Raw genomic sequence first — 23,208 nt, forward strand, 5'->3', positions numbered from 1 at the left:
GTATAAGATAAATAAAGGAGAGAGACATGATGGAACTTACAAAAATTACCTTAACAAGCGGGGCGACTTATATCGTCAACCATACGCCGGAAGACGTTTATCAGCGAGTCACCCATTCCGACGGCAAACCTAAGAATCATATCCACCTCTTCACACTGGAGAACGGTTCGGAGATGTATATCAATGCAACATACATCCTTTCGATCGAAAAGGTCCGCTCGCATAACCGGGAGGAAACCATTAGAGATGATATGACCGAGAACGCAGAAGACAGAAACAGAGTCGAAGCGAATGTGAAAGCGGCAAAAGAATTCAAAGAAGATCTTGACGGAAACATGGAGTAAGCAAAAATCATATCTAAGTTCTTTTCACCAGGAAGCAGCCTTTTAAAAGGTGACTTTTTGGCAAGGGACTTAGATGTTTTTTGTGAAAAGGTATTTTAAGATTGGGTCAGAGTCACTCATTATGCTATACTTATTGAAGAATGCCGTAAGGGAGATTAAAATGTGAATTATAAAACAAAGCTTAAAATAGAGAGATGGAAGAAGGGCCCATTCGTGGCTTATACGATTCTCGCTGTGACAGGTTTGATGTTCCTGATACAGGAACTATTAGGCGGGAGCACGAATCAATGGGTCCTGGTCCAGCTGGGCGCAAAAGTCAATGAACTGATCGTCTTAGGTGACTGGTATCGCCTGATCACACCGATGTTTCTGCATATTGGTCTGACCCATATCCTCTTTAATGCGCTGATCGTTTATTTTCTCGGTATACAACTGGAATCTGTTTTTGGACACTGGCGTTTCTTCGCGCTTTATTTTTTAAGTGGGATCGTTGGAAATGCGACAAGTTTTGCATTTAATCCTAGCGTGTCTGCTGGGGCCAGCACGGCCATTTTTGGCCTGTTCGGATCGACCCTCGTCCTTGTCAAGCTGTTTCCCGGACATCCGCAGATCAAAGCCATGGCGAAGAATTTCACACTGCTGATCATTTTGAATCTGGTCTTTGGGCTTTTCAGCCCGGGGATAGACATGGCCGGTCATATCGGCGGACTCGTCGGTGGTTACCTGGCTGCTTTTGCGCTTTCTACGCCAAGAGCCTGGCGGACGACGAAAAAACAACAGTTGGCTTATGGCCTGGCTTTAGCCGGTGTACTGATCCTGCTGCTCGTCATTGGATACAGCCGCTTTATACCTGTAATGAATTTGTTTTCTTAATAACTAATTAATGGATAATGGAGGAAAAGGCATGCAAAATAAGAACATCATCGGTGTGGACTTGGGTGGAACGACCATCAAGTTCGCGATCATCACACGTGACGGGGAAATACTGGAGAAGTGGAGTATCCCGACGGATATCAGTGACGAAGGGACTCATATCACTCCGTCGATCATTCGTTCCATCAAAGGTTATATGGAAAAGAACGATCTTAAAGCGACAGATTTCCTTGGGATAGGGATGGGCTCTCCAGGTACGGTCAACAAAAAGAAAGGCACAGTTATCGGTGCCTATAACCTGAACTGGAAAACCGAACAGCCGGTCGAAGAGATGATCACCGGTCAGACAGGGATCCCATTATTCATCGATAATGATGCCAATGTGGCGGCGTTAGGAGAAAAGTGGATCGGGGCAGGCAACAATGAACCGGACGTCGTCTTTATTACATTAGGGACCGGAGTGGGCGGCGGTGTGATCACCAACGGCGAGCTTGTTCACGGTGCGATCGGTGCTGCCGGTGAAATCGGTCATATGACGGTCGACAAACACGGCTACAAATGCACCTGTGGTAAACAAGGGTGTCTGGAAACAGTCGCCAGTGCAACAGGGATCGTCCGGGTAGCGAAAGACGGTGCGGCAGCGTTTGGACAAGAGACACCATTGAAAAAAGCGATTTTAGATGGAGAAAAAATGAATGCCAAGAAAATCGTCGATGCGGCGAAAGACGGCGATGCTTATGGACTGGCTGTTACGGAAGAAATCAGCGACTATCTGGGGCTGGCATGTGGAAATATCGCCAACTTACTTAACCCGTCGACGATCGTCATTGGTGGCGGTGTGTCTCGAGCCGGTGAATTCCTGGCTGAACGGATCAGAAAACATCTGGCTGTTTATGCCTTCCCGACTATTCGAGAAAGTACAAAAATCAGAATCGCTGAATTAGGCAACGATGCCGGTGTGATCGGAGCCAGTTCCCTTGTATTGACGGAGTCTATCCATCAATCAAATAAATAACGGACAACACCTTTTATATGTTAATATGATTGTATAAAGATAACTTTAAAAGAGGTGATGACATTGATCGAAAAAAGAACTCACTATATTCGTGTGACTCTTCTTTTGATGTGTTGTTGCCTTTTTTTATTTGCCTGTACATCAAAGAATCCGGATGGGGCAGGAGAGGGAGAAAGTCAGCCGACTGACAGCGAGGAACTCTCTCTGGCCAGGTTAGATATCGATTACCGCACCTTTCAGAAAGTCATTGGCTGGTTGGATGACGAGACGCTGCTCGTTCATCTGGGCAGTGCGGACGATCATAAACTCATGACATTCAATATATTCTCAGGAGAAATGGAAGAGGTCTACAGCAATGAGTCGTCTATTTTGACAACGGAGATCAATCAGTCCCGTGACAAGATCCTGCTGCAGGAAATAAAGAACGGGCAGTCTGCCTTCAAAGTGATCACACTAGACGGCACAATGATTCAGTCGACAACGTTCGGATACACCAGCTATGTGAATATTCACTGGAATCCTACAAACGATAACACGGTTTTCGTTTCACATTACCATTTCGATCACGAACTTGAGGCGGAAACGATCCTGGTGTACATCTGGACCATCGATAAAAATACGTTCTCAGTGAGAGATATTCCGTCCTTATCACCCCAGTGGTATTCGGAAAACGTCTACGTGTATATCGACGAACTGCACACGAATGCACTTTTCATTGGAGATATACGGGAAAATAAAGAAGATATGATGATCAACCGGGACATCACTGACTTTTTCCTGAATCAGGATACCTTTGTCGGGGTCGTCGAATCCGATATTTCAGATAATGAAGTCCTGCTCTTTCATGAATATCCTTTTTTGGTGGGGGATAAAGTCATTCGCATCCCTAAAGTCACGATGAATGAGTCGCCGGTCAAACCACATATGACTCAGTCTACACGGAACGGAAAAATATATGGTGTGATCCCTGATCACTCTTTTTCACTGGAAGAAGAGCTGGGGGAGTATCGTTTGGCCCATCTGCATTTTGAAGACGAAGCTGTCATAGAAATCATGGATCTCCCTGAAAATGCACCCATCGCACTAAGTCCGACAGAAGAGTATCTGTTATATGGCTGGCGGCTGGAGAATATCATCGACCTTTCTAATCCAGAGCTGATCGAACTTATTGAGATTTTAAACTAAAATTAGACTAGAAAATTGCAGTAGAGTACTGTAAACTGTTAGATGAATAGATTAGAGAGGAAGTTTGCTTTTGGATAACTGGACAATCGTTACAATTATTTTATGGATTTTGATCATTGGGTACGCCGCATGGGAGATCTATCAGTACTTCAAGAGAAAGAAAGCTGCAACACCCTTGGATAATGATGCATTTAGAGAAGACATGCGCCGGGCTCAGATCGTCGACGTGAGAGAAAAAGATGATTTCAACGCCGGACATATCCTCGGGGCCAGAAATATCCCGTATTCACAGCTGAAACAGCGTGCCGGCGAGCTGCGTAAAGATCAGCCTATTTACTTATACGATAACAAGAAAACAATAAGCTATCGTGCGGCTATGCTGCTGCAGAAGAAAGGCTATACCGATCTTTATGTCCTGGAGGAAGGTTATTCCGGCTGGGATGGCAAGATCAAACGCAAGAAATAAATAGACGGCTGCGAACATATGACTTGATTAATGCGTCCATTTTTAACATAATTTAATATGACAGAAAAGGAAATCGTCCAGATTTCCTTTTTTTATTAGATGCTTCATACATAATCCATCCATGTCTTGACCATCATAAAATCATTCAAAGGAGTAGACACGTGAACATTAAACGAACAAAACTGGGGAGAGCAGGGATCGATGTTCTCACTAGACAACTTGACCGGAGGGACAGAAATGATGTCCCCATTTCCTGGGTCTATACGGCACTGTTTTTGGGCTCGCTGGTCGTGATCATGAATCAGAATGCCATCAAAACGGCTTTGCCGAGAATGATCATCGATCTGGGCGTGTCCCCTTCCATCGGACAGTGGACCATATCGGGCTATACGTTAGTTAAAGGGATCATGGTACCCATCACTGCTTTTGCCATGAATAAATTCCGGTCCCGCAACCTTTTTATCCTGATGATGTTGATATTCGGAGCAGGATCAATCGTGGCGGCATCGGGCATCGATTTTTATGTGGTGTTATTCGGTACTTTGCTGCAGGGGATCGCTGCCGGTATGATCATTCCTCTGATGCAGACCATTATCCTGACTGTATCTCCAATTGAGAAACGGGGGAGTGCGCTCGGATTGATGGGTGTGGTTTTAGGGTTTGGCGGCACCCTTGGCCCGGCGCTCGGCGGATATATCGTGGATAATCTATCCTGGGAGTACATTTTTCTCTTTGCATTTATCGGTTCCATCCTCGTCATTCCCTTAGCGCAGTTGACTTTGACTGACGTTTTACCTATGAGTGACCCGAAACTGGACTGGGTGTCCATCAGACATTCCCTTATTGGTTTTGGTCTGCTGCTCTTTGGCTTGTCGGTTATGGGATCTGAAGGATTCCGGTCGCTGACTGCCTGGGTCGGCATCCTTATCGGGCTGATTTTTGTGACACTCTTTATCAGAAGGAACCTGCACAGTGACGACCCCATGCTGAACGTCTCACTGTTCAAGAACAGGACCTTCAGACTGGCTGTCATTATTGCGATGCTGGGGCTGATGGTGATCACTGGTTTAACGAACGTTATGCCGATGTATATCCAGAGTGTCTTAGGACGTTCAGCCACCTTATCCGGCTTGGTCATCCTGCCGGGGGGACTGCTGAAAGCATTTATCGCACCGGTCACAGGCAAGCTGTTCGATAAGTACGGGGTAAGGCTGATCGGGCCGGTCGGTGGAGGGATCATGTTCGCCGGGACAGTTTTGATGGTCTTTGTGACGGCAGCCACACCGATGTGGTATGTAGTCGCTGTCTATCTCCTCTTGTCTTTTGGCTTCGGTATTTTCAACATACCGATCACCACAGCCGGGATGAATGCCCTGCCGGATGAAGAAATGAGTCATGCGACACCTGCCAGACAGACCGTCAGACAGATCGGTTCGAGTTTCGCCATCACTGTAGTCTTTGCCTCCATGTCCATTGTCTCATCACTGGTCCATTCTCCCGCGCTTGAAGCTGGAGGAGAACCGGACGTCACGATAGAAGGGATCAAAGGCGGTTTTGCACTTGTTGCGATTCTGGCTTTCATCACCTTTATCCTGACCTTCTTCTTGAGAGATGCCCCTGTTAAGGACCTTCTACAAGACACTTAAAAAGAAGCCATGCTGCTCTTTCGTTTAACCGATAGACGTCGCATGGCTTTTTATGATGAAAAGCTTTAGCGCGCTAAAGCTTCCTTTATCCAGACCTTGAAAGGGGAAGAAAAAGGTGTGCCTTTTTCAACAGCATTGACCTTAGTGCCTTTTCACGTTCGTCCAATAAGTTACCGTTCATCATGGAGGAAAGGAATGAGTGAACAGCATTGTTCAAGAAAGTGTTCACTCAGGAGGCCATGAGACGCTCAGTAAGCATTTTTGTGGTCCGCATGTCGCACTCGCAAGCTGAGGCGGAGATGAGTGAACAGTATTGCCCGTGAAAGAGTTCACTGACGGGATGATGAGACGCTCAGTAAGCATTTTTGTGGTCCGCATGTCGCACTCGCAAACTGAGGCGGAGATGAGTGAACAGTATTGCCCGTGAAAGTGTTCACTGACGGGATGATGAGACGCTCAGTAAGCATTTTTGTGGTCCGCATGTCGCACTCGCAAGCTGAGGCGGAGATGAGTGAACAGTATTGCCCGTGAAAGTGTTCACTGACGGGATGATGAGACGCTCAGTGAACATTTTTGTGACCCAAATGTCGCGCTCGCCCACTGAGGCGGAGATGAGTGAACAGTATGCCCGTGAAAGTGTTCACTGACGGGATGATGAGACGCTCAGTGAACATTTCTGTCTCCCGAATGTCGCGCTCGCCAGCCAGCTTGAATATGAGTGAACATCTACTTCTCTAAAATGTCGTACTGCAGACGAGTTTGACCCTGAGTGAACACTTTAGAGATAACAGATCTTATAAACCGATACATAATAAAATGAATGGCCGATTATAGATGCTCGGAGGGTTTAGCTGATAGTCTAATACCTGTGAAAAAAAACGTGCCGGTTACTGTTATCAAGCTAAATGATTTACTTCGATCAATGGTTTGCCATATACTAAAAAGGTACTTTAGAATGACAAGGATACAAAGGATGCTTTAACAGTGCGGATTAAAACATCTGCAGCTTCTTTTTACATCCCTGATAGCGCAGAAGTGATCAGTAGCGAAAACGTCTCACGTCTTAAAGCTATACACAATCAAAAATGGAGGACCTATACCATGAACTTATCAGTACTGCTTCAGTCGATCGATACTGTGTCTGAAAAGAACAGTAAGCACGATATAGAAATCAAAAATCTGGCCTATCATTCGAGTAAGGTCAAACCGGGGACACTGTTCGTGTGTATCCGCGGTTTCAAAACAGATGGCCATAACTATGCTGAAGCGGCAGTTAAAAATGGAGCGGCAGCTCTGATCGTCGAACGCTTCCTCCCTGATATCACGGTCCCGCAGTTTCTAGTCGCTGACGGGCGCAGAGCGCTGGCGTTGGTGTCGGACTGTTTTTATGGCCGACCTTCCCAAAACATGCGCATATTCGGCGTGACCGGAACGAACGGAAAAACGACGATTACATATATGACCGATGCTGTATTCAGAGCCAATGATCTGGCGACCGGACTCATCGGAACGATCCTGGTCAAGTTCAGTGACGTCACGGTGCCAGCCGTACTGACGACCCCGGAATCTCTGGATCTGCAGCGGTACTTGAAAAAGATGGAGGATAAAGGCGTCTCGCATGTCTCAATGGAAGTCTCTTCGTCTGCTTTAGATCTGAAGCGCACGGAGAATTTGGCCTTCGATGTAGCCGCCTTTACAAATATCCACCGTGATCATATCGAACTGCATGGGTCTTTTGAGGCTTATTACAATGCCAAAGCCTCGTTTATTCGTCAGGCGCCAAAATCGAGTGCGGCATTACTGAATATCGACGAATCGCTTTTAGAAAAGCTGAAAGATGAAACGGAAGCACAGGTGATCTCTTTCGGCATAAAGAATGACTCGGGACACTTCCACGTTTCTGATATCGATATGTCAGACGGGATCCATTCGTTTACTGTCACGCAGAAAAAGCCTGTAAAAAGTTTGACCGGCAGACCGATAAATTTAGAGCCTTTTCGGATCGATCTAGCGGTGCCGGGACTTTATTCTATCTATAATGCGCTGACCGCCATCATCACAGGACTGGTGAATGATATCCCGTTAAACATAGTCAAATCGGGGATAGAAGGCTTTATAGGGGTCGAACGGCGCTTTCAGATCCTTTACGATAAAGAATTTACCGTCATTGACGATCTGCTCCTGAACGAAGACAACATCGAGGCGAGTTTAAAAGCGCTGAAAAACTTGAATTACAAGGCGATCCATTTTGTGCATGCGGTCCGCGGGAGTAGAGGGGCTGAAGTCAATCGGGAAAATGCAGCTAAAATGGCCGACTGGTTTCCTTCTTTGAATATCAAAAACGTGACCCTGACAGCCAGTCGCTCACTTGTCGGGGAACTGGACACGGTTAAAAAAGAAGAAACAGCGGCGTTCACGGATGTCATGGAATCCAGAGGCATCGCAGTAGATTTTCATGAAGAACTGCATGATGCGCTCGCAGCCAGCCTCACACAGGTCGAACCGGGCGATATCCTGCTGATCACAGGAGCACACGGAATGGATCACGGCGCACGGATCATCATGGAGCTGCTGAAAAAGAGACCTGGAACAGACAGGGTAGCGGTCGATGCGATCATGACTAAAAAAATGATCGGCATGGAGACGACTCAAAAACCAGATGTATCCTGACTGATCTCTGGTTCATTTGCTTTTAGAAAGGATATTAAACGCGTTTGATCAAACATGTTCAATAAGCTGAAATGCGCCCAGATCCCGCTCTCTGTTCAGGTCAGAACAGGAGCAGGACCTGGGCGCATCTATTCGTATAAGAAAAGCCGTTTAATGATTATTCAATGAATCAATAATAATGGCAGATGTTTCTTCGATGGACTTGCTGGATACGTTGATGATCTGGCAGTTCAATTTTTTATACAGTTCTTCAGCGTATTTGATCTCCTTGCGGATACGTTCTTTACTGGAATAAGGCGTTTCAGGATCCATGCCGTAAGATATCATGCGTTCGCGCCTGATATTCGACAGCATTTCTTCCTCGTTCGTCAAGCCGACCATTCGATTTGGGTCCACTGACCAGATTTCATCAGGCAGGCGTGATTCAGGCATCAGCGGTAGGTTTGCGACTTTATACCCCTGATTGGCCATATAGATGCTTAAAGGAGTCTTGGATGTGCGGGAAATGCCTAAAATAACGATGTCTGCTTCCAGGAAGCCACGCGGATCTTTCCCGTCATCATACTGGACGGCAAACTCCAGGGCACTGATCCGGTTGAAATATTTATCGTCCAGTTTATGCTTGGCCCCCGGTTTATGCTGGGGCATCGTATTCGTCCGGGCGGTGACTTCACTCAGTAGTGGATTGAGGACGTCGATGCATTTGATATCATGTTCGGTACAGAAGGTCTCGATCGTCTCGACAAGGATCGGATCGACAAAGGTATGAAGGACGACAGCATTGAATCGTTTCGCTTTCTCAAGGACAACGGTCAGCTGATCTTCTTCCCGGATAAAGGGAAAATTCTTCAATTCATAGTCGACATCCGGAAACTGAGCCAGAGCGGCATGCACGACATTACTTGCTGTCCCTCCGACCGAATCCGACAGGACCATGATGGTTAAAGATGAATGTTGAGACATAATGAAATCTCCTTTCTCAAATTAAGTGATACCTTTAGTATATAGGAAGTCGTTTAGAATGAGAACAAATTTGAAACTTGAATTTTTCAACTTTTGCGATATACTAGTTTAAGAATAACAAACTATATAAGGGAAGCGATAGTGTGTCTGCTTTTGAACAAGCTGTTAAAACGCTGAAGCGCAATGGGTACAAGACGACTGGTAAAAGACAGCGGATCCTCGAATTACTCTATAACTCTAATAAATATATGTCCGCCAAAGAAGTCCAGGACAAGCTAAAAAAAATGTTTCCGGGCATCAGTCCTGATACGATTTACAGAAATCTGCATACATTTGTCGAATTGAAGGTAGTGGAAGAAACCGAATTGAATGGAGAAAAACTTTTCCGGGCCACCTGTGATGTGCATGGGCATCATCATCACTTTATCTGTACAGTCTGCGGCAAGACGAAAGAACTGGACTGTCCGCTTGATCTGTTTCAGGATCAGCTGCCCGGGTATGAAGTCGATTCACACCGGTTTGAACTTTTTGGAAAATGCAGTAATTGCCTGCAGCTGCAGTCGACTAATTAAAAAAAGAGAGAGTGTTTATAATTTTGTCAGGATTTATTTGATGATGAGGTTGACGCTCTCTCTTTTATTGTATATAATAAACAGTGAATTGTATTATACTTTACGTATACCCTGCAATTACATCATTTAGTGATAGGGAAGACCAATTGTGACTATTTTATTTCTTGCAAAATGGAACTCCCTGAATGTACGAGGGGAGGGGAAGAACGTTGACTAAAACAGAACTCAAAAAAGGTGAAGATCTTGAGGATGCTCTACGTCGTTTTAAACGTTCCGTTTCTAAATCCGGCACTATGAAAGAAGCCCGTAAACGCGAGTACTACGATAAACCAAGTGTTAAACGTAAAAAGAAATCTATCGAAGCACGTAAACGCAAGTAATTTCTCGCTTTACGATGTGTTTCGACATGATAGAAGGTGGACGAGATGAGTAAACTTGATCAACTGAATCAGGATATGAAAACGGCTATGAAGCAGAAAGATAAAGAAACCTTATCAACTGTTCGTATGCTGAAATCTGCGCTTCAAACTGAACAAATCAACAAAGGTGAGGAACTTTCCGAGGAAGAAGAATTAACGATCCTTGCTCGTGAGAAGAAACAGCGTCTGGAGTCTTTGAATGAATTTAAGGCCGCCGGTCGTGACGATCTGGTCCTTAAACTGGAAAAAGAGCTCTCCGTTGTCGATAATTATCTTCCGGAACAACTCAGTGAAGATGAGGTTCGTACCATTGTTCAGGAAACGATCGCTCAAACGCAGGCGTCATCCATGCAGGACATGGGTAAAGTGATGGGTGCGTTGATGCCGAAAGTAAAAGGCAAAGCTGATGGATCATTAGTAAGCTCGATCGTAAAAGAAGAACTTAATAAATAAACCTTTGATCATAAAAGAACGCTGTTTAGAACTTTCTAAACAGCGTTCTTTTTATGGACTGGTGAGTCCGACGAAGGTAAACATGTGATTTTCTGCAACTTTATAGAGTTTTTTAGCTATTTATGCTATTATTTATATACTTAAACGACTATCGAATGAGTGCTGATGATAGCGTCAGTCTTATCAAAGAAGGAGATGTTAACTGCTTGACTGAATCAAATGAGAAGCGACAGATTCACTTAGAAGATTCGCAGCGCGTTTTTGCGCTATTTGGTCCTCAAAACAGTTATTTAAACTTGATCGAAGAAGAAATGGACGTGGTCATCAACAGCCGCGGGACCAATCTTGAGATCGAAGGTGACAGTGAAACCATCGATCTGATCGACTCTCTTTTCCAGCAGCTGTTAGTCCTGGAAGAGAAAGGCATCACAATAAAAAAAGCGGATATCGTGTCTGCGATCAGAATGGCGAAGCAGAACAAACTTGGCAAATTCGTCCGCATGTACGAAGAAGAAATCACACGGGATAAAGACGGGAAGATCCTGCGTGCCCGCAATGTCGGTCAGCGTGATTATATCGAGGCCATCAAAAATCATGATATCGTCTTCGGTATCGGCCCTGCCGGAACGGGTAAAACCTTCGTGGCTGTGGCCATGGCGGTCGCGGCGATGCGCAGAGGCGATGTGAAACGCATCATTTTGACCCGGCCTGCCGTCGAAGCCGGCGAGAATCTGGGCTTCCTGCCTGGGGACTTGAAAGAAAAGGTGGATCCCTATCTGCGTCCTTTGTACGATGCTTTGTACACGATTTTCGGAACCGAACATACCAATCGGCTGATCGAGCGGGAGACCATCGAGATCGCACCTTTAGCCTACATGCGTGGACGAACACTGGACGATGCTTTTATCATTCTTGATGAAGCACAGAACACCACGACCCAGCAGATGAAGATGTTTTTAACGCGTCTGGGATTCGGTTCTAAAATGGTCATCAACGGGGATATCACCCAGATCGACCTGCCTAAACGGGTGAGCAGCGGACTGATCCATGCAGAACGTGTACTGAGCAATGTCAATGGTATCGCACATGTTCACTTTGAAGCAGAAGATGTGGTCAGACATCCGCTTGTAGCTAAAGTGATCAATGCGTATGTAAATGAAACGGACAGGGAAGACTAATGGATATAGTAATATACGATGAAACAACCCATATTACAGATAAAAAGATGACCTGGATGGAGGACCTGCTGCAGTTTGCTGCAGCTAAACTTGCCATTCCTGAGAATGCAGAAATTTCGATCACCGTGGTCGATGATCAGAAGATAAGAGACATCAACCGAGAATACCGGGGCAAAGATGCTGTAACGGATGTCATCAGTTTCGCTCTGGAAGATGACGAAGACATTTTCATGATGCTTGATAACGAAGAAGGCGACATACCCAGAGACTTGGGAGACATTTTTCTTTCCTACGATAAAGCCGTCGAACAAGCTGAAGAATATGGACATTCCGTGGATAGAGAACTGGGTTTTCTGCTCGTTCACGGCTTCCTGCACCTTAATGGATACGATCATATGACTGAAGCGGACGAGAAAGAGATGTTTTCACTACAAGAGGAGATTTTAAGAGAGTATGGACTCAAAAGATAGGAAAGAGGTATATAAAAACAGAAGATATCGAGACTCTTTCCGCTATGCGTATTGGGGCGTAAAGACCGCCTTTCGTGAAGAGCGCAATATGCGTACCCATGTGCTGACTGGTGTCATTGTCCTGGTCGTGTCTTTGTTCCTTGATTTGTCACGCGATGAATGGCTCTGGCTGATCCTTGTCAGCTACCTCGTTTTCGTCATGGAACTGATCAATACAGTCATTGAGAACGTGGTCGATCTGGTTACGGAAGAATACCATCCGATAGCCAAAAAAGTTAAAGATATGGCAGCAGCTGTCGTTTTGGTCACGGCCAGCTTTGCCGCTCTGATCGGCGTTATTATTCTATTACCTAAGTTACTGCAAATTTTTATATAAAAAATACTACTAAAAAGAGGCGATATAAATGGATGAACAAAAGAAAAAAGATTTAGTGCAACAAGCTGACGGCATGCTGAAACGAGCCTATGTCCCTTATTCACATTTTCCAGTTGGAGCTGCTCTGCTGACAAAGGAAGGCAAGACCTATACCGGCTGTAATATTGAAAATGCATCATACAGCTTATCGAACTGTGCAGAGCGTACAGCGATTTTCAAAGCTGTTTCAGAAGGTGAAAAGGACTTTGATTATTTCGTCATCACAGGTGGAACGGACGAACCGATCTCTCCATGTGGCGCCTGCCGCCAGGTCATGGTCGAATTCTTCGAACCGGATATGAAAGTTTTACTGACCAACGAAGATGGCAAAATCAAAGAAACGACCGTAGCAGAATTACTGCCGGGCGCCTTTCAGGCGGAGGATATGGTTTGAGTAGAGAAACAACAGCTTATAAGTCAGGATTCGTCTCCATCGTCGGCCGGCCCAATGTAGGGAAATCGACCTTGCTCAACCGACTTGTCGGACAGAAGATTGCCATTATGAGCGACAAGGCACAGACGACCCGCAATAAGATCCAGGGTATTTACACGACAGATGATGAACAGATCGTCTTTATCGATACCCCGGGGATCCATAAACCGAAACATCGTCTGGGCGACTTCATGGTCGAAACAGCGCTCAGCACATTCAACGAAGTGGATGTTGTTCTGTTTCTGGTCAATGTGGCCGAAAAACGCGGCGCCGGTGATAACTACATCATTGATAAACTGAAGTATGTGGAGAGTCCGGTGTTTCTTGTCCTGAACAAAATCGATCAGGTCCACCCGGATGAACTGCTTCCGATCATCGAAGACTACAACAAACAGATGGAATTTGCAGAAATCGTGCCGATCTCAGCCATGGAAGGCAACAATGTCGACCATTTAGTGGATACGATCCGCAAATATCTCCCTGAAGGCCCGCAGTTCTATCCAGAAGACCAGGTGACAGATCACCCCGAGTATTTTATCGTGTCTGAACTGATCCGTGAGAAAGTACTGGAACGTACCCGTGAAGAAGTGCCCCATTCGATCGCTGTGGTCATCGAGAGCATGCAGCGCAATGCCGATGATAAAGTGGAAGTCAGAGCCGTGATCAATGTGGAGCGTAAATCGCAAAAAGGGATCATTATCGGTAAGCAAGGCAAAATGATCAAAGATATCGGCATCAATGCCCGCCGGGATATCGAAAAACTTTTAGGAGACAAGATCTATCTGGAACTGTTCGTCAAAGTACAGAGCGACTGGCGCGACAAGCAGACCAATCTGAAAGATTTCGGCTACAATAAAGAAGAATATTAAGGTTAACGGGAAAGTGAGAAGGTGACTGAGTGTCTCAGCTAGAAGAAGTGCATGGCATCGTTTTATCAGTCAGAAAGCACCGCGAGCGGGACTTTCTGGTCAAGCTGTTTACACGGGAATACGGAAAGCTGATGTTTTTTGTCCGCGGAACGAAAAACCCGAACAATAAACTGAAGCCGGCCATCCAGCCGTTTACTCAGGCGACATATATCGCTGATATCCGAGACACGGGTTTGAGTTTCCTCCGGGATTCCAAACTCGTGTCACCTTTTTCTGCCATTCAGCAGGACATCTTCAAGAACGCCTACGGTACCTATGTCCTGCAGCTGGCTGATGCGGCTCTGGAAGACAGACAGATGGATCCGGGATTATTCGCCCAGCTCGTTTTGGGGCTGGAGGCGATAGATGAAGGTCTGGATGCTGAAGTGATCATGAATATCTTTGAAATGCGTTTTCTGAGATACTTCGGGGTCATGCCTGAACTGCGCGGCTGTGTGATCTGCGGCGTGACAGAAGGGGCTTTCGACTATTCAAGCCTGCATCATGGGCTGCTGTGCCCGAAACATTACTACGAAGACGAACGGCGTTATCATGCCAGTCCCAAGGCGATCCACTTTATCCGGCTGTTTTCTGTGATCTCCTTTGACAAGATCAATTCCATCTCAGTCAAAGACGAGACGAAGAAAGAGATCCGGGCTGTGATCGATCAGCTTTATGACGAACTGGTCGGCATTCGGCTCAAGAGCCGGAAGTTCATCGACAGCATGAAAGAATGGGAAAATCTGATGAAGCCGCAGGAAGATGCAACGGACTGATAAGGCGACTCAGCTGGTATGAAAGCTATGTGTAAAATTAATGTCGGAAGTGAAAAAGGTCGACCTAGACAAAAAGAAAGAAGACCCTTAATCTAGAGATAACGACAACGCTAGAGAAAGAGGTCTTCTTATGAATGAAATTATATCAGAAATCATCAACACTATAAAGGGTTCTTCTACCCTTTTAGAAACTGAATTAGCTTTAGAAACGGTTTTTCAGCGTATCATTCAAGAATTGCTTAGTACTGCTTTTAAACAAATTGATCTAGAACTACTTCATGATTATAAAGAACAAGGATATGAGATTGACAGTGTGCCCAACCGTACGCTTCAATTCACATTCGGAACTCTTGAATTTGCACGCCACCGTATGCGCAAAAAAGGTGAAAAAAGTGTGATTCCATTTGATAAAGCCGTCGGCTTAAAACCAAGAATTCGTCAGTCTCCTCTTGTCGAGATGAAAGCTGCAAAGATAGCCTCAGATGGGACCTATCGTAAAGCAGAAGAAGCTATTAATCTCCTTACATCATTTTCACTGAGTCATACAACTATCCATACCATTACCCAAAAAGTTGGAGAAACGATTCAGGAATGGACAGAAACAGCCCCACTTCAGGATGAGAGGCCTCTAAAGGAGAAGAAAAGAATACCTGTTTTATTTATCGAAGGTGACGGTTTAATGCTTACTAAAGGGAAAGAGAAAAAACGCCCTGAGATTCATCGCGTGCAATTTCATGAAGGTGTCGAGTATAAAGGGAAACAAAAAAGACCTGTCTTAATTAATTCAAAAATGTTTGAGAGTACTGTATCAAGTAAAGAAGCTTTTAGACGTGCAAGTCTATGGCTAGAAAATATTTATGATATCCGTCAAACGATTGTTATTTCAAATAGCGATGGAGGAAGTGGTTACGATAAAGACAAATTTCATCAGATTATTGGAAAATGTCAACGACATGAACATTTCAGAGATGCTTATCATGTGAACGAAAAGATCAAAAAGCGTATGTATTTCGATAAAATAATGGAAAAGAAAATGAGGCACGCAGTGCGTACATACGACTTTAATCTGGTTGAAACGATTGTAGCTACAACTGAAAGCCGTATTAAAAGAAATGATGAAAAAGCCAATGAATATAAAGAAGAACTTTCAAAACTAAAAGCTTATCTAGAGAGAAATTGGGCTAGTCTAAAACCATTAAAAATGAGAGATCTGACCATAAATAAAGGGATTGGCGTATGCGAGAGTAACCATCGGCCATATAGTTATCGCATGAAGCGACAAGGTCGCGGTTTCTCAGCTAAGGGTGCAGGGAATATAGCGGCGATTATTTCAGCACGTAAGAACGGAACGTTTCTCAAAGCCTTAACAGATAAAACACCTGAGCTTTTAGCGGAACTCCAGCCGGAGTTCCAAGGGGCTGTAAGAGCAGCCTTGAAGAAAAGTAAATCCAGACCATCAATAGGTGTGAAAATTGGCAGAGTAGCTAATTATGGCTCCTCTTCAAGCCCAATGGGGCAATTACAGAAATTGTTTAGTTAGAGAGAGATTTTAAGCTTTTAAAAGATACTAAAAACATGGTTCGAAGAGAAAAAATAAATAGTGTTTCAGATTTCTAGAATAAATTTCCGAGAATAACTTTACACATACGTATGAAAGTTTAAGATTGACAAATCATGTCATTCAGTTAAGATAGACTATAGAAGAAAAAGTAAATAAAACAGAAGACACAATGAAGGAAAGAGTAGGAACAGCGGATCGTTTAAGCGACTGTGGGCGAGTGGGAGCCACGGACATCACTGTTTTGAAAGGCATCCGGAGTGTCCATTTAAAAGTGCTGGCTTCATAATCTGAAGCTAGAAGTAGGGTGGAACCGCGAGAAGACTCGTCCCTATACTGAACACGCGTATCAGTATAGAGACGAGTCTTTTTTTGTTGTTTTATTAAAAGGAGAGAGAAAAATGGAAGAAAAGAAAACGTTTCAAGATATCATTTTAACGCTGCAGCAATTCTGGTCCAAACAAGGGTGCATGCTGATGCAGGCCTACGACACAGAAAAAGGGGCCGGAACGATGAGCCCTTATACGTTTTTGCGTGCCATCGGACCTGAGCCATGGAACGCTGCCTACGTTGAACCGAGCCGCCGACCAGCTGACGGACGTTACGGTGAGAACCCGAACCGTCTTTATCAGCATCATCAGTTCCAGGTCGTGATGAAACCTTCACCAAAAAATATCCAGGAGTTGTACATCGAAAGTCTGAAAGCACTGGGGATCGATCCTCTGAAACACGATATCCGCTTTGTTGAAGATAACTGGGAGAATCCGTCTTTAGGCTGTGCCGGTCTGGGCTGGGAAGTTTGGCTGGACGGCATGGAAGTCACCCAGTTCACTTACTTCCAGCAGGTCGGTGGTCTTGAAGTGGATTCCGTGACGAGCGAACTGACATACGGACTGGAACGTCTGGCTTCTTATATCCAGGACGTCAACAGTGTCTATGATATCGAATGGGCACCGGGCGTGAAATACGGTGAGATCTTCAAGCACCCTGAATATGAACACTCAGCGTATTCTTTCGACCACAGCGACACGGCCTTTTTGTTCAGCCAGTTTTCATCTTTTGAAAAGGAAGCGTTGAAGCAGATCGACAACAACCTGGTCCATCCGGCTTATGACTATGTATTGAAATGCAGCCATGCCTTTAATCTTTTGGATGCCAGAGGGGCTGTGTCTGCCACGGATCGTCCGGATTATCTGAAACGCATCCGTCATATGGCGCGTCTGATCGCCAAAGCCTTTTTAGAAGAACGCGCAAAACTTTCCTTCCCGCTGATCAAAGACAGTGAGACAGCCAAATGGGTCGAAAAGTACGGCGTTAAGGAGGAAAAATAATGACACACACATTTTTACTTGAAATCGGACTGGAAGAGATGCCGGCGAAAGTCGTCTCAAAGGCGGCCGGTCAGTTAAAAAACATAGTAAGCACACACTTGAAAGAAAATGGCCTGAAACATGGCACGATCGATGTCTACAGTACACCCAGACGTCTAGCCGTCAGTGTCAGTGAACTGGAAGAAAAACAGGAAGACCGCACGGAGACAGTCAAAGGACCGGCCAAGCGTATCGCCGTGGACGATGAAGGCAACTGGTCAAAAGCGGCCATCGGCTTTTCAAAAGGTCAGAAAGCGTCGGTCGACGATATTGTCTTCAAAGAAGTAAAAGGCGAAGAGTATGTCTTTATCGAGAAAGAAATCAAAGGCCAGTCGGCAGAAGAGGTTCTGAAAACCCTCGCCGACCGACTGCCATCCATGACTTTCCCGGTATCGATGAAGTGGGGAAATTCGTCTCACCGTTTCATCCGTCCGGTCCACTGGCTGGTCGCTCTCTTGGACGCAGACGTCGTCGACATGAAGCTCTTTGATGTTGCTTCAGGCAGAGAAACTAGAGGCCACCGATTCTTAGGCAGTTCAGTGACACTGGACCATGCAAAAGACTATGAAGAAGCATTGAAACAGGAATCCGTCCTGGTCGACCGGGATGAACGCAGAAAGGCTATCGTCACGCAGATCAGAGACTTGTGTCAGGAAAACAACTGGCAGGATCCGACTGATAACGTGTCCTTAGTTGATGAAGTGACTGACTTAGTGGAATATCCGACCGTCTTTTCCGGTTCCTTTGACGAAGACTACCTGAAAGTCCCTGAGATCGTACTGGAAACGGCTATGGCCGATCACCAGCGTTACTTCCCTGTCCGTGAGGCAGGCGAAGAAGGTTCGTTCCTTCCGTACTTCATCGCCGTGAGAAACGGGAATGATCAAGGGCTCGACTTTGTACGCAAAGGGAATGAAAAAGTTTTGAGTGCCCGACTGGCTGATGCGGCTTTCTTCTATGAAGAAGACAGCAAGCACGCGATCGACTATTTTGTTGAAAAGCTGAAGCATGTATCGTTCCACGAAAAAATCGGTTCACTATACGAAAAACAGGAACGCATCGAAAGGATCGCTGAAAGTCTTGTTCCCTATTTCGATTTGAAAGTGGAAAAAGAAACAGACGTGAAACGCGCCGCACGCATCTGTAAATTTGATCTGGTCACGCAGACCGTTACAGAATTCACATCACTTCAAGGACAGATCGCCGGAATCTTTGCCCGCGAACGCAAGGAATCAGACGCTGTTTCTCAAGCACTGGCTGAACAGTACCTGCCGGACAGCATGGAAGGGGCATTGCCTGAAAGCAAGGTCGGGGCTATCATCTCACTGGCGGACAAGATGGATTCACTGATGTCCTTCTTCGCCATCGGATTGATCCCGACCGGTTCCAATGATCCGTTCGCCTTAAGAAGACAGGCAATGGGGATCGTTCGCATGATCGAAGCCTTCGACCTGCCGCTGTCTATCAGCGAGTGGATCGATGGGATCATTCACGATGTTCAGAACATTGAAACCAAAGCTTTATATGAACAGAACAAAGGAAATGTCAGCCAGTTCATTCAGGACCGTCTGGATGTGTGGCTCACAAAATATGCCGGTATGGATAAGGACTATGATGTGAGAGAAGCTGTTCTGAACGCGTCACACGATAACATCGTGGCTTTGATCGATCAGGCTAAAGTCCTGAAAGCAGAGAAGCAGACCGACCAGTTCAAACCGGTGGTCGAGTCGCTGACCCGTGTCGCCAATCTGGCTGAAAAAGCAGATCCGAATGTAGCTGTGGATGCTGAACGGTTTGAATCAGACTCCGAGCGCGCACTTTATGATGCGGTGACGGGTATACAGATGCTGAATGAAAAAGATATCAGTGCCGGTGAGACGTGGAAGCAGTTCGTTCTGCTTCACCCACTGATTGATGCTTTCTTCGAAGAAAACATGGTCATGGCAGACGACGAAGCAGTCAAAGCCAATCGTCTGGCTCTACTGGACCGTATCGATAGACTGGCAAGACCCTTTGCCCAGTTCAGCACACTCGTTATCAAATAAGCAGACAAAGAAGGCAGTTTTTCTGTCTTCTTTCGTTTATAATACAGCCGAGACTCGTGACATAAGTCAAGAGAGGTTCATAATAAAGGTTAAATGGAAATAAAATGAAGGAGCCTCATCTCATGCTAAAAAAATTCTTTTCCTATTACCAGCCTTACAGGAAACTGTTCACACTGGACTTTTCCGCCGCGACCATCGTGGCTGTGCTGGAACTTGCCTTTCCGATCATGGTCCAGCAGGTCGTGGACCGTATCCTGCCGAGTGGTGACTGGCCTCTGATCATTTGGGTATCCATAGGACTGCTCTTGGTGTATATGGTCAATACGACCCTCCATTATGTGGTTACATATTACGGGCATAAGCTGGGGACGAACATCGAAACAGACATGCGTCAGGACTTATACGATCATCTCCAGAAGCAGTCGTTTTCTTATTTTGATGACCGGGAAACAGGGACACTCATTACCCGGCTGACATCCGACTTGTTCGAGATCGCCGAAGTGGCACATCACGGACCGGAAGATGTGTTCATTACGATCTTTACACTACTGGGGGCGTTTGGCCTGATGCTGAATGTGCATGTCCAGCTGGCTTTAATGACCTTCTTCCTGGTGCCTTTTATAGCGGTAGCTTTAGGATTTTTCAACAAGCGCATGACCCAGGTCAATACGCAGATCTATGATGATCTGGCAAACTTCTCGGCCGGCATCGAAGCCTCTGTCGGTGGGATCCGCGTCGTTCAGGCTTTTTCCAATGAAGCATTCGAACAGGGACGTTTCGATCGTTTGAACCAGGCTTACAAGAAGTCGAAATATCTGTTTTATAAAACGATGGCGGTCAGTCATTCCTACAACTACTTTTTCATCCGACTGATCAGTCTGTTCACCCTGTTCTTCGGCGCTTACTTTACTATACAAGGCGAAATCGGCTACGGGGATCTTGTGGCCTTTATCCTCTTTGCGAATGTATTCGTGCGACCGATCGAAAAAGTGAATCACATGATCGAAAGTTATCCGAAAGGGATCGCCGGTTTCCGTCGTCTCCTGGAAGAGATGGGGCGCAGTCCTGAAGTCAAGGATACAGAATACGCTTATGAGGTCAATAAGCTTGACGGGGATATCGAATACAAAGACGTCCAGTTCAGCTATGAAGAAAATCAGGTCGTACTGGAAGATATTAACTTATCCATAAAAGCCGGTGAAACGATCGCTTTCGTGGGTCCAAGCGGGGCCGGAAAGACGACCATCTGTAACCTGCTGCCTCGTTTCTATGACATCGACAGCGGCCAGATCACCATTGACGGCTATTCGATCAAAGAGATCAAACTGCAGTCCTTAAGAGAACAGATCGGCGTGGTCCAGCAGGATGTCTTCCTGTTCCCGGGAACGATCAGAGAAAATATTTTGTATGGTAAACTGGATGCAACGGAAGCAGAAGTCGCCGAAGCCGTTAAAATGGCTAATTTAGAAGACGTCGTAAACCAGCTGCCGAGAGGACTGGATACGATCATCGGGGAACGCGGAGTGAAGTTGTCAGGCGGTCAGAAGCAGCGCCTGTCGATCGCCCGTATCTTTTTGAAAAACCCGCCGATACTGATTTTAGATGAAGCGACCTCAGCTTTGGATACAGAAACGGAGCAGGCGATCCAGGAAGCCTTAGACAGCTTGTCCAGAGGTAGAACGACACTGATCATTGCCCATAGACTGGCGACGATCAAAAATGCCGACCGCATCGTCGTCGTTGCTGACAAAGGCATCGTAGAACAGGGAAGTCACGATGAACTGATCGCCCATGACGGTGCTTATAAAGCCTTGTACGATGCTCAGTTTTCTTAAGATATTTTGATTAGGAGGATCACTATGGAAGCAGAACAAAGACGCGAAGAGATTCTTGTCCTTTTAAAAAACAGTGCCGATCCGATCGTCGCGCGTGCACTGGCAGAACAGTTCGATGTCAGCCGTCAGGTCATCGTCGGAGATATCGCTCTCATCCGCGCGGCCGGGCAGGACATTTATTCTACACCTAAAGGGTATATGATGAGAAAGGCAGCGGCTCCCGGGGTAACGACGCAGCTGGTCTGCATGCATACCCGTGAAGAAACGAAAGAAGAACTCTATACGATCGTGGATACCGGCTGTGAGGTCCTGGATGTGATCGTGGAGCATCCGTTTTATGGGATGATCCGGGGCGACCTGAATATCTCCAGCCGACTGGAAGCCGATGAGTTCCTCGATAAGCTGGATGAAACGGATACGTCCCTGCTTTCGAAACTGACGCACGGTATCCATACGCATACGATCCGGGCCAAAGACGAAGCGACACGCGATAAACTGATCGGCAAAATGAAAGAAAAAGGCTTTCTCTACGAATAAACTATTGACATCTCCTTGAACCTCCGTATACTTAATAGGTGTAAAGACACCTATATATACATAAGACAAGGAGATGTTTTTTATCAAAAGGACCAATACATTAAAACTGACGATCACAGCTTTGCTTACGGCCATCGCGATCATGATTCCGATGGTCATGCCGGTAAGGGTCGTCATTCCACCCATGTCATTCACTTTGGCGAGTCATGTCGCGATCTTTTTCGCCATGTTCCTTTCGCCAAAAATCGCTGTGCTGGTCTCGCTGGGATCAGCTGCGGGCTTCTTACTTGCCGGTCTGCCGATCGTCATTACCCTCCGTGCGCTGAGCCACGTGGTTTTTGCGCTCATCGGTGCGTTTTATCTGCAGAACAGAAAGGAAGACGTGCTCTCGTCACCACTGAAGAGTCAGATTTTTTCCTTCTGGATAGGACTGGTCCATGCTCTGGCTGAAGTTTTTGTCGTTTCACTGTTTTTCCTCGGTATCCTTTCAGGCGGCGACTATGACCAAGGCTTTTTCTATGTCGTCTTTCTGCTGGTCGGGGTAGGGACACTCGTCCACAGCATGGTCGATTTCTTTATCACCCAGATCATCTGGAAGAGTTTAGGTAAGCGCATGAATCAGATCGCAAGGAAAGTCACCGCTTGATAAAATATTTTTGATCGGAAAGGCTGGAAAATTTTCCAGCCTTTTTCCTTTGTTGAGGTGTTGGTTAAATAGGGTTTAACGACAAGTTCGTTGCGCATTTGTCTAGGAAGTGGTGCTAAAGAGGACTTAGTGACCAGTTCGTTGAGTGTTTCCTTAGGAAGTAGTCTCAAAAAGACTTTAGTGACTAGTTTATCGGTCATTCGTTCAGGAAGTGGTCGCAAAGAGACTTTAGTGACTAGTTTATCGGTCATTTGTTCAAGAAGTAGTCTCAAAGAAGTTTTAGTGACTAGTTCAACAAGTTTTTTCTCAGGAAGTGGTCGCAAAGAATGTTTAGTGACCAGTTCGTCACACATTTTCTGAGGAAGTAGTCTCAAAGACGATTTATCTGATTTCTCAACTGAACTAACTCAGTAATCACGTGTTAAATCAGT

Annotated in this window: 23 protein-coding genes; 22 read left to right on the plus strand and 1 reads right to left on the minus strand. The window is 45.7% G+C overall.

Translation table 11 applies throughout. The annotated features are described in order from the left end of the window. The first annotated feature begins 29 nt into the window (after nt 1-29). The 7 genes from AB4027_RS05520 to AB4027_RS05550 all read left to right on the plus strand — a co-directional run bounded on the left by AB4027_RS05520 (nt 30) and on the right by AB4027_RS05550 (nt 8,199). Nucleotides 30-344: a hypothetical protein gene (locus AB4027_RS05520; RefSeq protein WP_091487837.1), complete on the plus strand. Its 315-nt coding sequence runs from the start codon at nt 30-32 to the stop codon at nt 342-344. Between the two features lie 162 nt (nt 345-506). After that, nucleotides 507-1,217, plus strand: coding sequence for a rhomboid family intramembrane serine protease (locus tag AB4027_RS05525; RefSeq protein WP_368646334.1), 711 nt, complete (start codon nt 507-509; stop codon nt 1,215-1,217). 31 nt (nt 1,218-1,248) lie between these two features. After that, complete coding sequence (locus tag AB4027_RS05530) at nt 1,249-2,232, plus strand: ROK family glucokinase (protein ID WP_368646335.1); 984 nt, start codon at nt 1,249-1,251, stop codon at nt 2,230-2,232. Nucleotides 2,233-2,295: 63 nt separating this feature from the next. Next, on the plus strand, nt 2,296-3,417 hold the full coding sequence (locus AB4027_RS05535) for a hypothetical protein (protein WP_368646336.1): 1,122 nt from the start codon (nt 2,296-2,298) through the stop codon (nt 3,415-3,417). Nucleotides 3,418-3,487: 70 nt separating this feature from the next. Continuing rightward, nucleotides 3,488-3,883, plus strand: coding sequence for a rhodanese-like domain-containing protein (locus AB4027_RS05540; RefSeq protein ID WP_091487841.1), 396 nt, complete (start codon nt 3,488-3,490; stop codon nt 3,881-3,883). 161 nt (nt 3,884-4,044) lie between these two features. Continuing rightward, nucleotides 4,045-5,529, plus strand: coding sequence for an MDR family MFS transporter (locus tag AB4027_RS05545; protein WP_368646337.1), 1,485 nt, complete (start codon nt 4,045-4,047; stop codon nt 5,527-5,529). A 1,101-nt stretch (nt 5,530-6,630) separates the two neighbouring features. Then, nucleotides 6,631-8,199 carry a Mur ligase family protein gene (locus AB4027_RS05550; RefSeq protein ID WP_368646338.1) on the plus strand — a complete coding sequence of 523 codons (1,569 nt, stop codon included), beginning with the start codon at nt 6,631-6,633 and terminating at the stop codon, nt 8,197-8,199. Nucleotides 8,200-8,349: 150 nt separating this feature from the next. Here the strand turns inward: AB4027_RS05550 and AB4027_RS05555 are convergent, their stop codons facing one another. Further along, the gene (locus AB4027_RS05555; protein ID WP_091487230.1) at nt 8,350-9,162 is read right to left on the minus strand and encodes a pyruvate, water dikinase regulatory protein; all 813 of its coding nucleotides are present in this window, start codon (nt 9,160-9,162) and stop codon (nt 8,350-8,352) included. Nucleotides 9,163-9,305: 143 nt separating this feature from the next. Between AB4027_RS05555 and AB4027_RS05560 the strand changes: the two genes are divergently transcribed. From AB4027_RS05560 to AB4027_RS05630, 15 genes are all read left to right on the plus strand, one after another. Beyond that, nucleotides 9,306-9,734: a Fur family transcriptional regulator gene (locus AB4027_RS05560; protein WP_091487232.1), complete on the plus strand. Its 429-nt coding sequence runs from the start codon at nt 9,306-9,308 to the stop codon at nt 9,732-9,734. Between the two features lie 209 nt (nt 9,735-9,943). Beyond that, nucleotides 9,944-10,114 (plus strand): 30S ribosomal protein S21, encoded by a 171-nt coding sequence (gene rpsU / locus AB4027_RS05565; protein ID WP_091487234.1) that lies wholly within the window; start codon nt 9,944-9,946, stop codon nt 10,112-10,114. A 45-nt stretch (nt 10,115-10,159) separates the two neighbouring features. Next, the gene (locus AB4027_RS05570) at nt 10,160-10,606 is read left to right on the plus strand and encodes a GatB/YqeY domain-containing protein (protein WP_091487236.1); all 447 of its coding nucleotides are present in this window, start codon (nt 10,160-10,162) and stop codon (nt 10,604-10,606) included. A gap of 206 nt (nt 10,607-10,812) precedes the next feature. Continuing rightward, nucleotides 10,813-11,784, plus strand: coding sequence for a PhoH family protein (locus AB4027_RS05575; RefSeq protein WP_368646339.1), 972 nt, complete (start codon nt 10,813-10,815; stop codon nt 11,782-11,784). Continuing rightward, nucleotides 11,784-12,254 carry an rRNA maturation RNase YbeY gene (gene ybeY / locus AB4027_RS05580; protein WP_368646340.1) on the plus strand — a complete coding sequence of 157 codons (471 nt, stop codon included), beginning with the start codon at nt 11,784-11,786 and terminating at the stop codon, nt 12,252-12,254. The genes AB4027_RS05575 and ybeY overlap by 1 nt, the downstream gene beginning before the upstream one ends. Further along, the gene (locus AB4027_RS05585; RefSeq protein ID WP_368646341.1) at nt 12,238-12,630 is read left to right on the plus strand and encodes a diacylglycerol kinase family protein; all 393 of its coding nucleotides are present in this window, start codon (nt 12,238-12,240) and stop codon (nt 12,628-12,630) included. Before ybeY ends, AB4027_RS05585 begins: the two co-directional genes overlap by 17 nt. A gap of 28 nt (nt 12,631-12,658) precedes the next feature. Next, the gene (locus AB4027_RS05590) at nt 12,659-13,063 is read left to right on the plus strand and encodes a cytidine deaminase (protein WP_091487243.1); all 405 of its coding nucleotides are present in this window, start codon (nt 12,659-12,661) and stop codon (nt 13,061-13,063) included. Then, nucleotides 13,060-13,971, plus strand: coding sequence for a GTPase Era (gene era, locus AB4027_RS05595; RefSeq protein ID WP_368646342.1), 912 nt, complete (start codon nt 13,060-13,062; stop codon nt 13,969-13,971). Before AB4027_RS05590 ends, era begins: the two co-directional genes overlap by 4 nt. A gap of 29 nt (nt 13,972-14,000) precedes the next feature. Continuing rightward, on the plus strand, nt 14,001-14,786 hold the full coding sequence (gene recO / locus AB4027_RS05600; RefSeq protein WP_091487246.1) for a DNA repair protein RecO: 786 nt from the start codon (nt 14,001-14,003) through the stop codon (nt 14,784-14,786). A gap of 130 nt (nt 14,787-14,916) precedes the next feature. Then, nucleotides 14,917-16,326: an ISLre2 family transposase gene (locus tag AB4027_RS05605; protein ID WP_368646343.1), complete on the plus strand. Its 1,410-nt coding sequence runs from the start codon at nt 14,917-14,919 to the stop codon at nt 16,324-16,326. A 419-nt stretch (nt 16,327-16,745) separates the two neighbouring features. After that, complete coding sequence (gene glyQ, locus AB4027_RS05610; RefSeq protein WP_091487248.1) at nt 16,746-17,675, plus strand: glycine--tRNA ligase subunit alpha; 930 nt, start codon at nt 16,746-16,748, stop codon at nt 17,673-17,675. Further along, nucleotides 17,675-19,759 carry a glycine--tRNA ligase subunit beta gene (gene glyS / locus AB4027_RS05615; protein ID WP_368646344.1) on the plus strand — a complete coding sequence of 695 codons (2,085 nt, stop codon included), beginning with the start codon at nt 17,675-17,677 and terminating at the stop codon, nt 19,757-19,759. Before glyQ ends, glyS begins: the two co-directional genes overlap by 1 nt. 122 nt (nt 19,760-19,881) lie before the next feature. Further along, on the plus strand, nt 19,882-21,594 hold the full coding sequence (locus tag AB4027_RS05620; protein ID WP_368646345.1) for an ABC transporter ATP-binding protein: 1,713 nt from the start codon (nt 19,882-19,884) through the stop codon (nt 21,592-21,594). 24 nt (nt 21,595-21,618) lie between these two features. Then, nucleotides 21,619-22,131, plus strand: coding sequence for a transcription repressor NadR (locus AB4027_RS05625; protein ID WP_368646346.1), 513 nt, complete (start codon nt 21,619-21,621; stop codon nt 22,129-22,131). Between the two features lie 73 nt (nt 22,132-22,204). Next, the gene (locus AB4027_RS05630) at nt 22,205-22,777 is read left to right on the plus strand and encodes a hypothetical protein (RefSeq protein ID WP_368646347.1); all 573 of its coding nucleotides are present in this window, start codon (nt 22,205-22,207) and stop codon (nt 22,775-22,777) included. The last annotated feature ends 431 nt before the right edge of the window (nt 22,778-23,208 follow it).

The organism is Alkalibacterium putridalgicola (assembly GCF_040959045.1).
GTDB classification, from domain to species: Bacteria; Bacillota; Bacilli; order Lactobacillales; family Carnobacteriaceae_A; genus Alkalibacterium; species Alkalibacterium putridalgicola.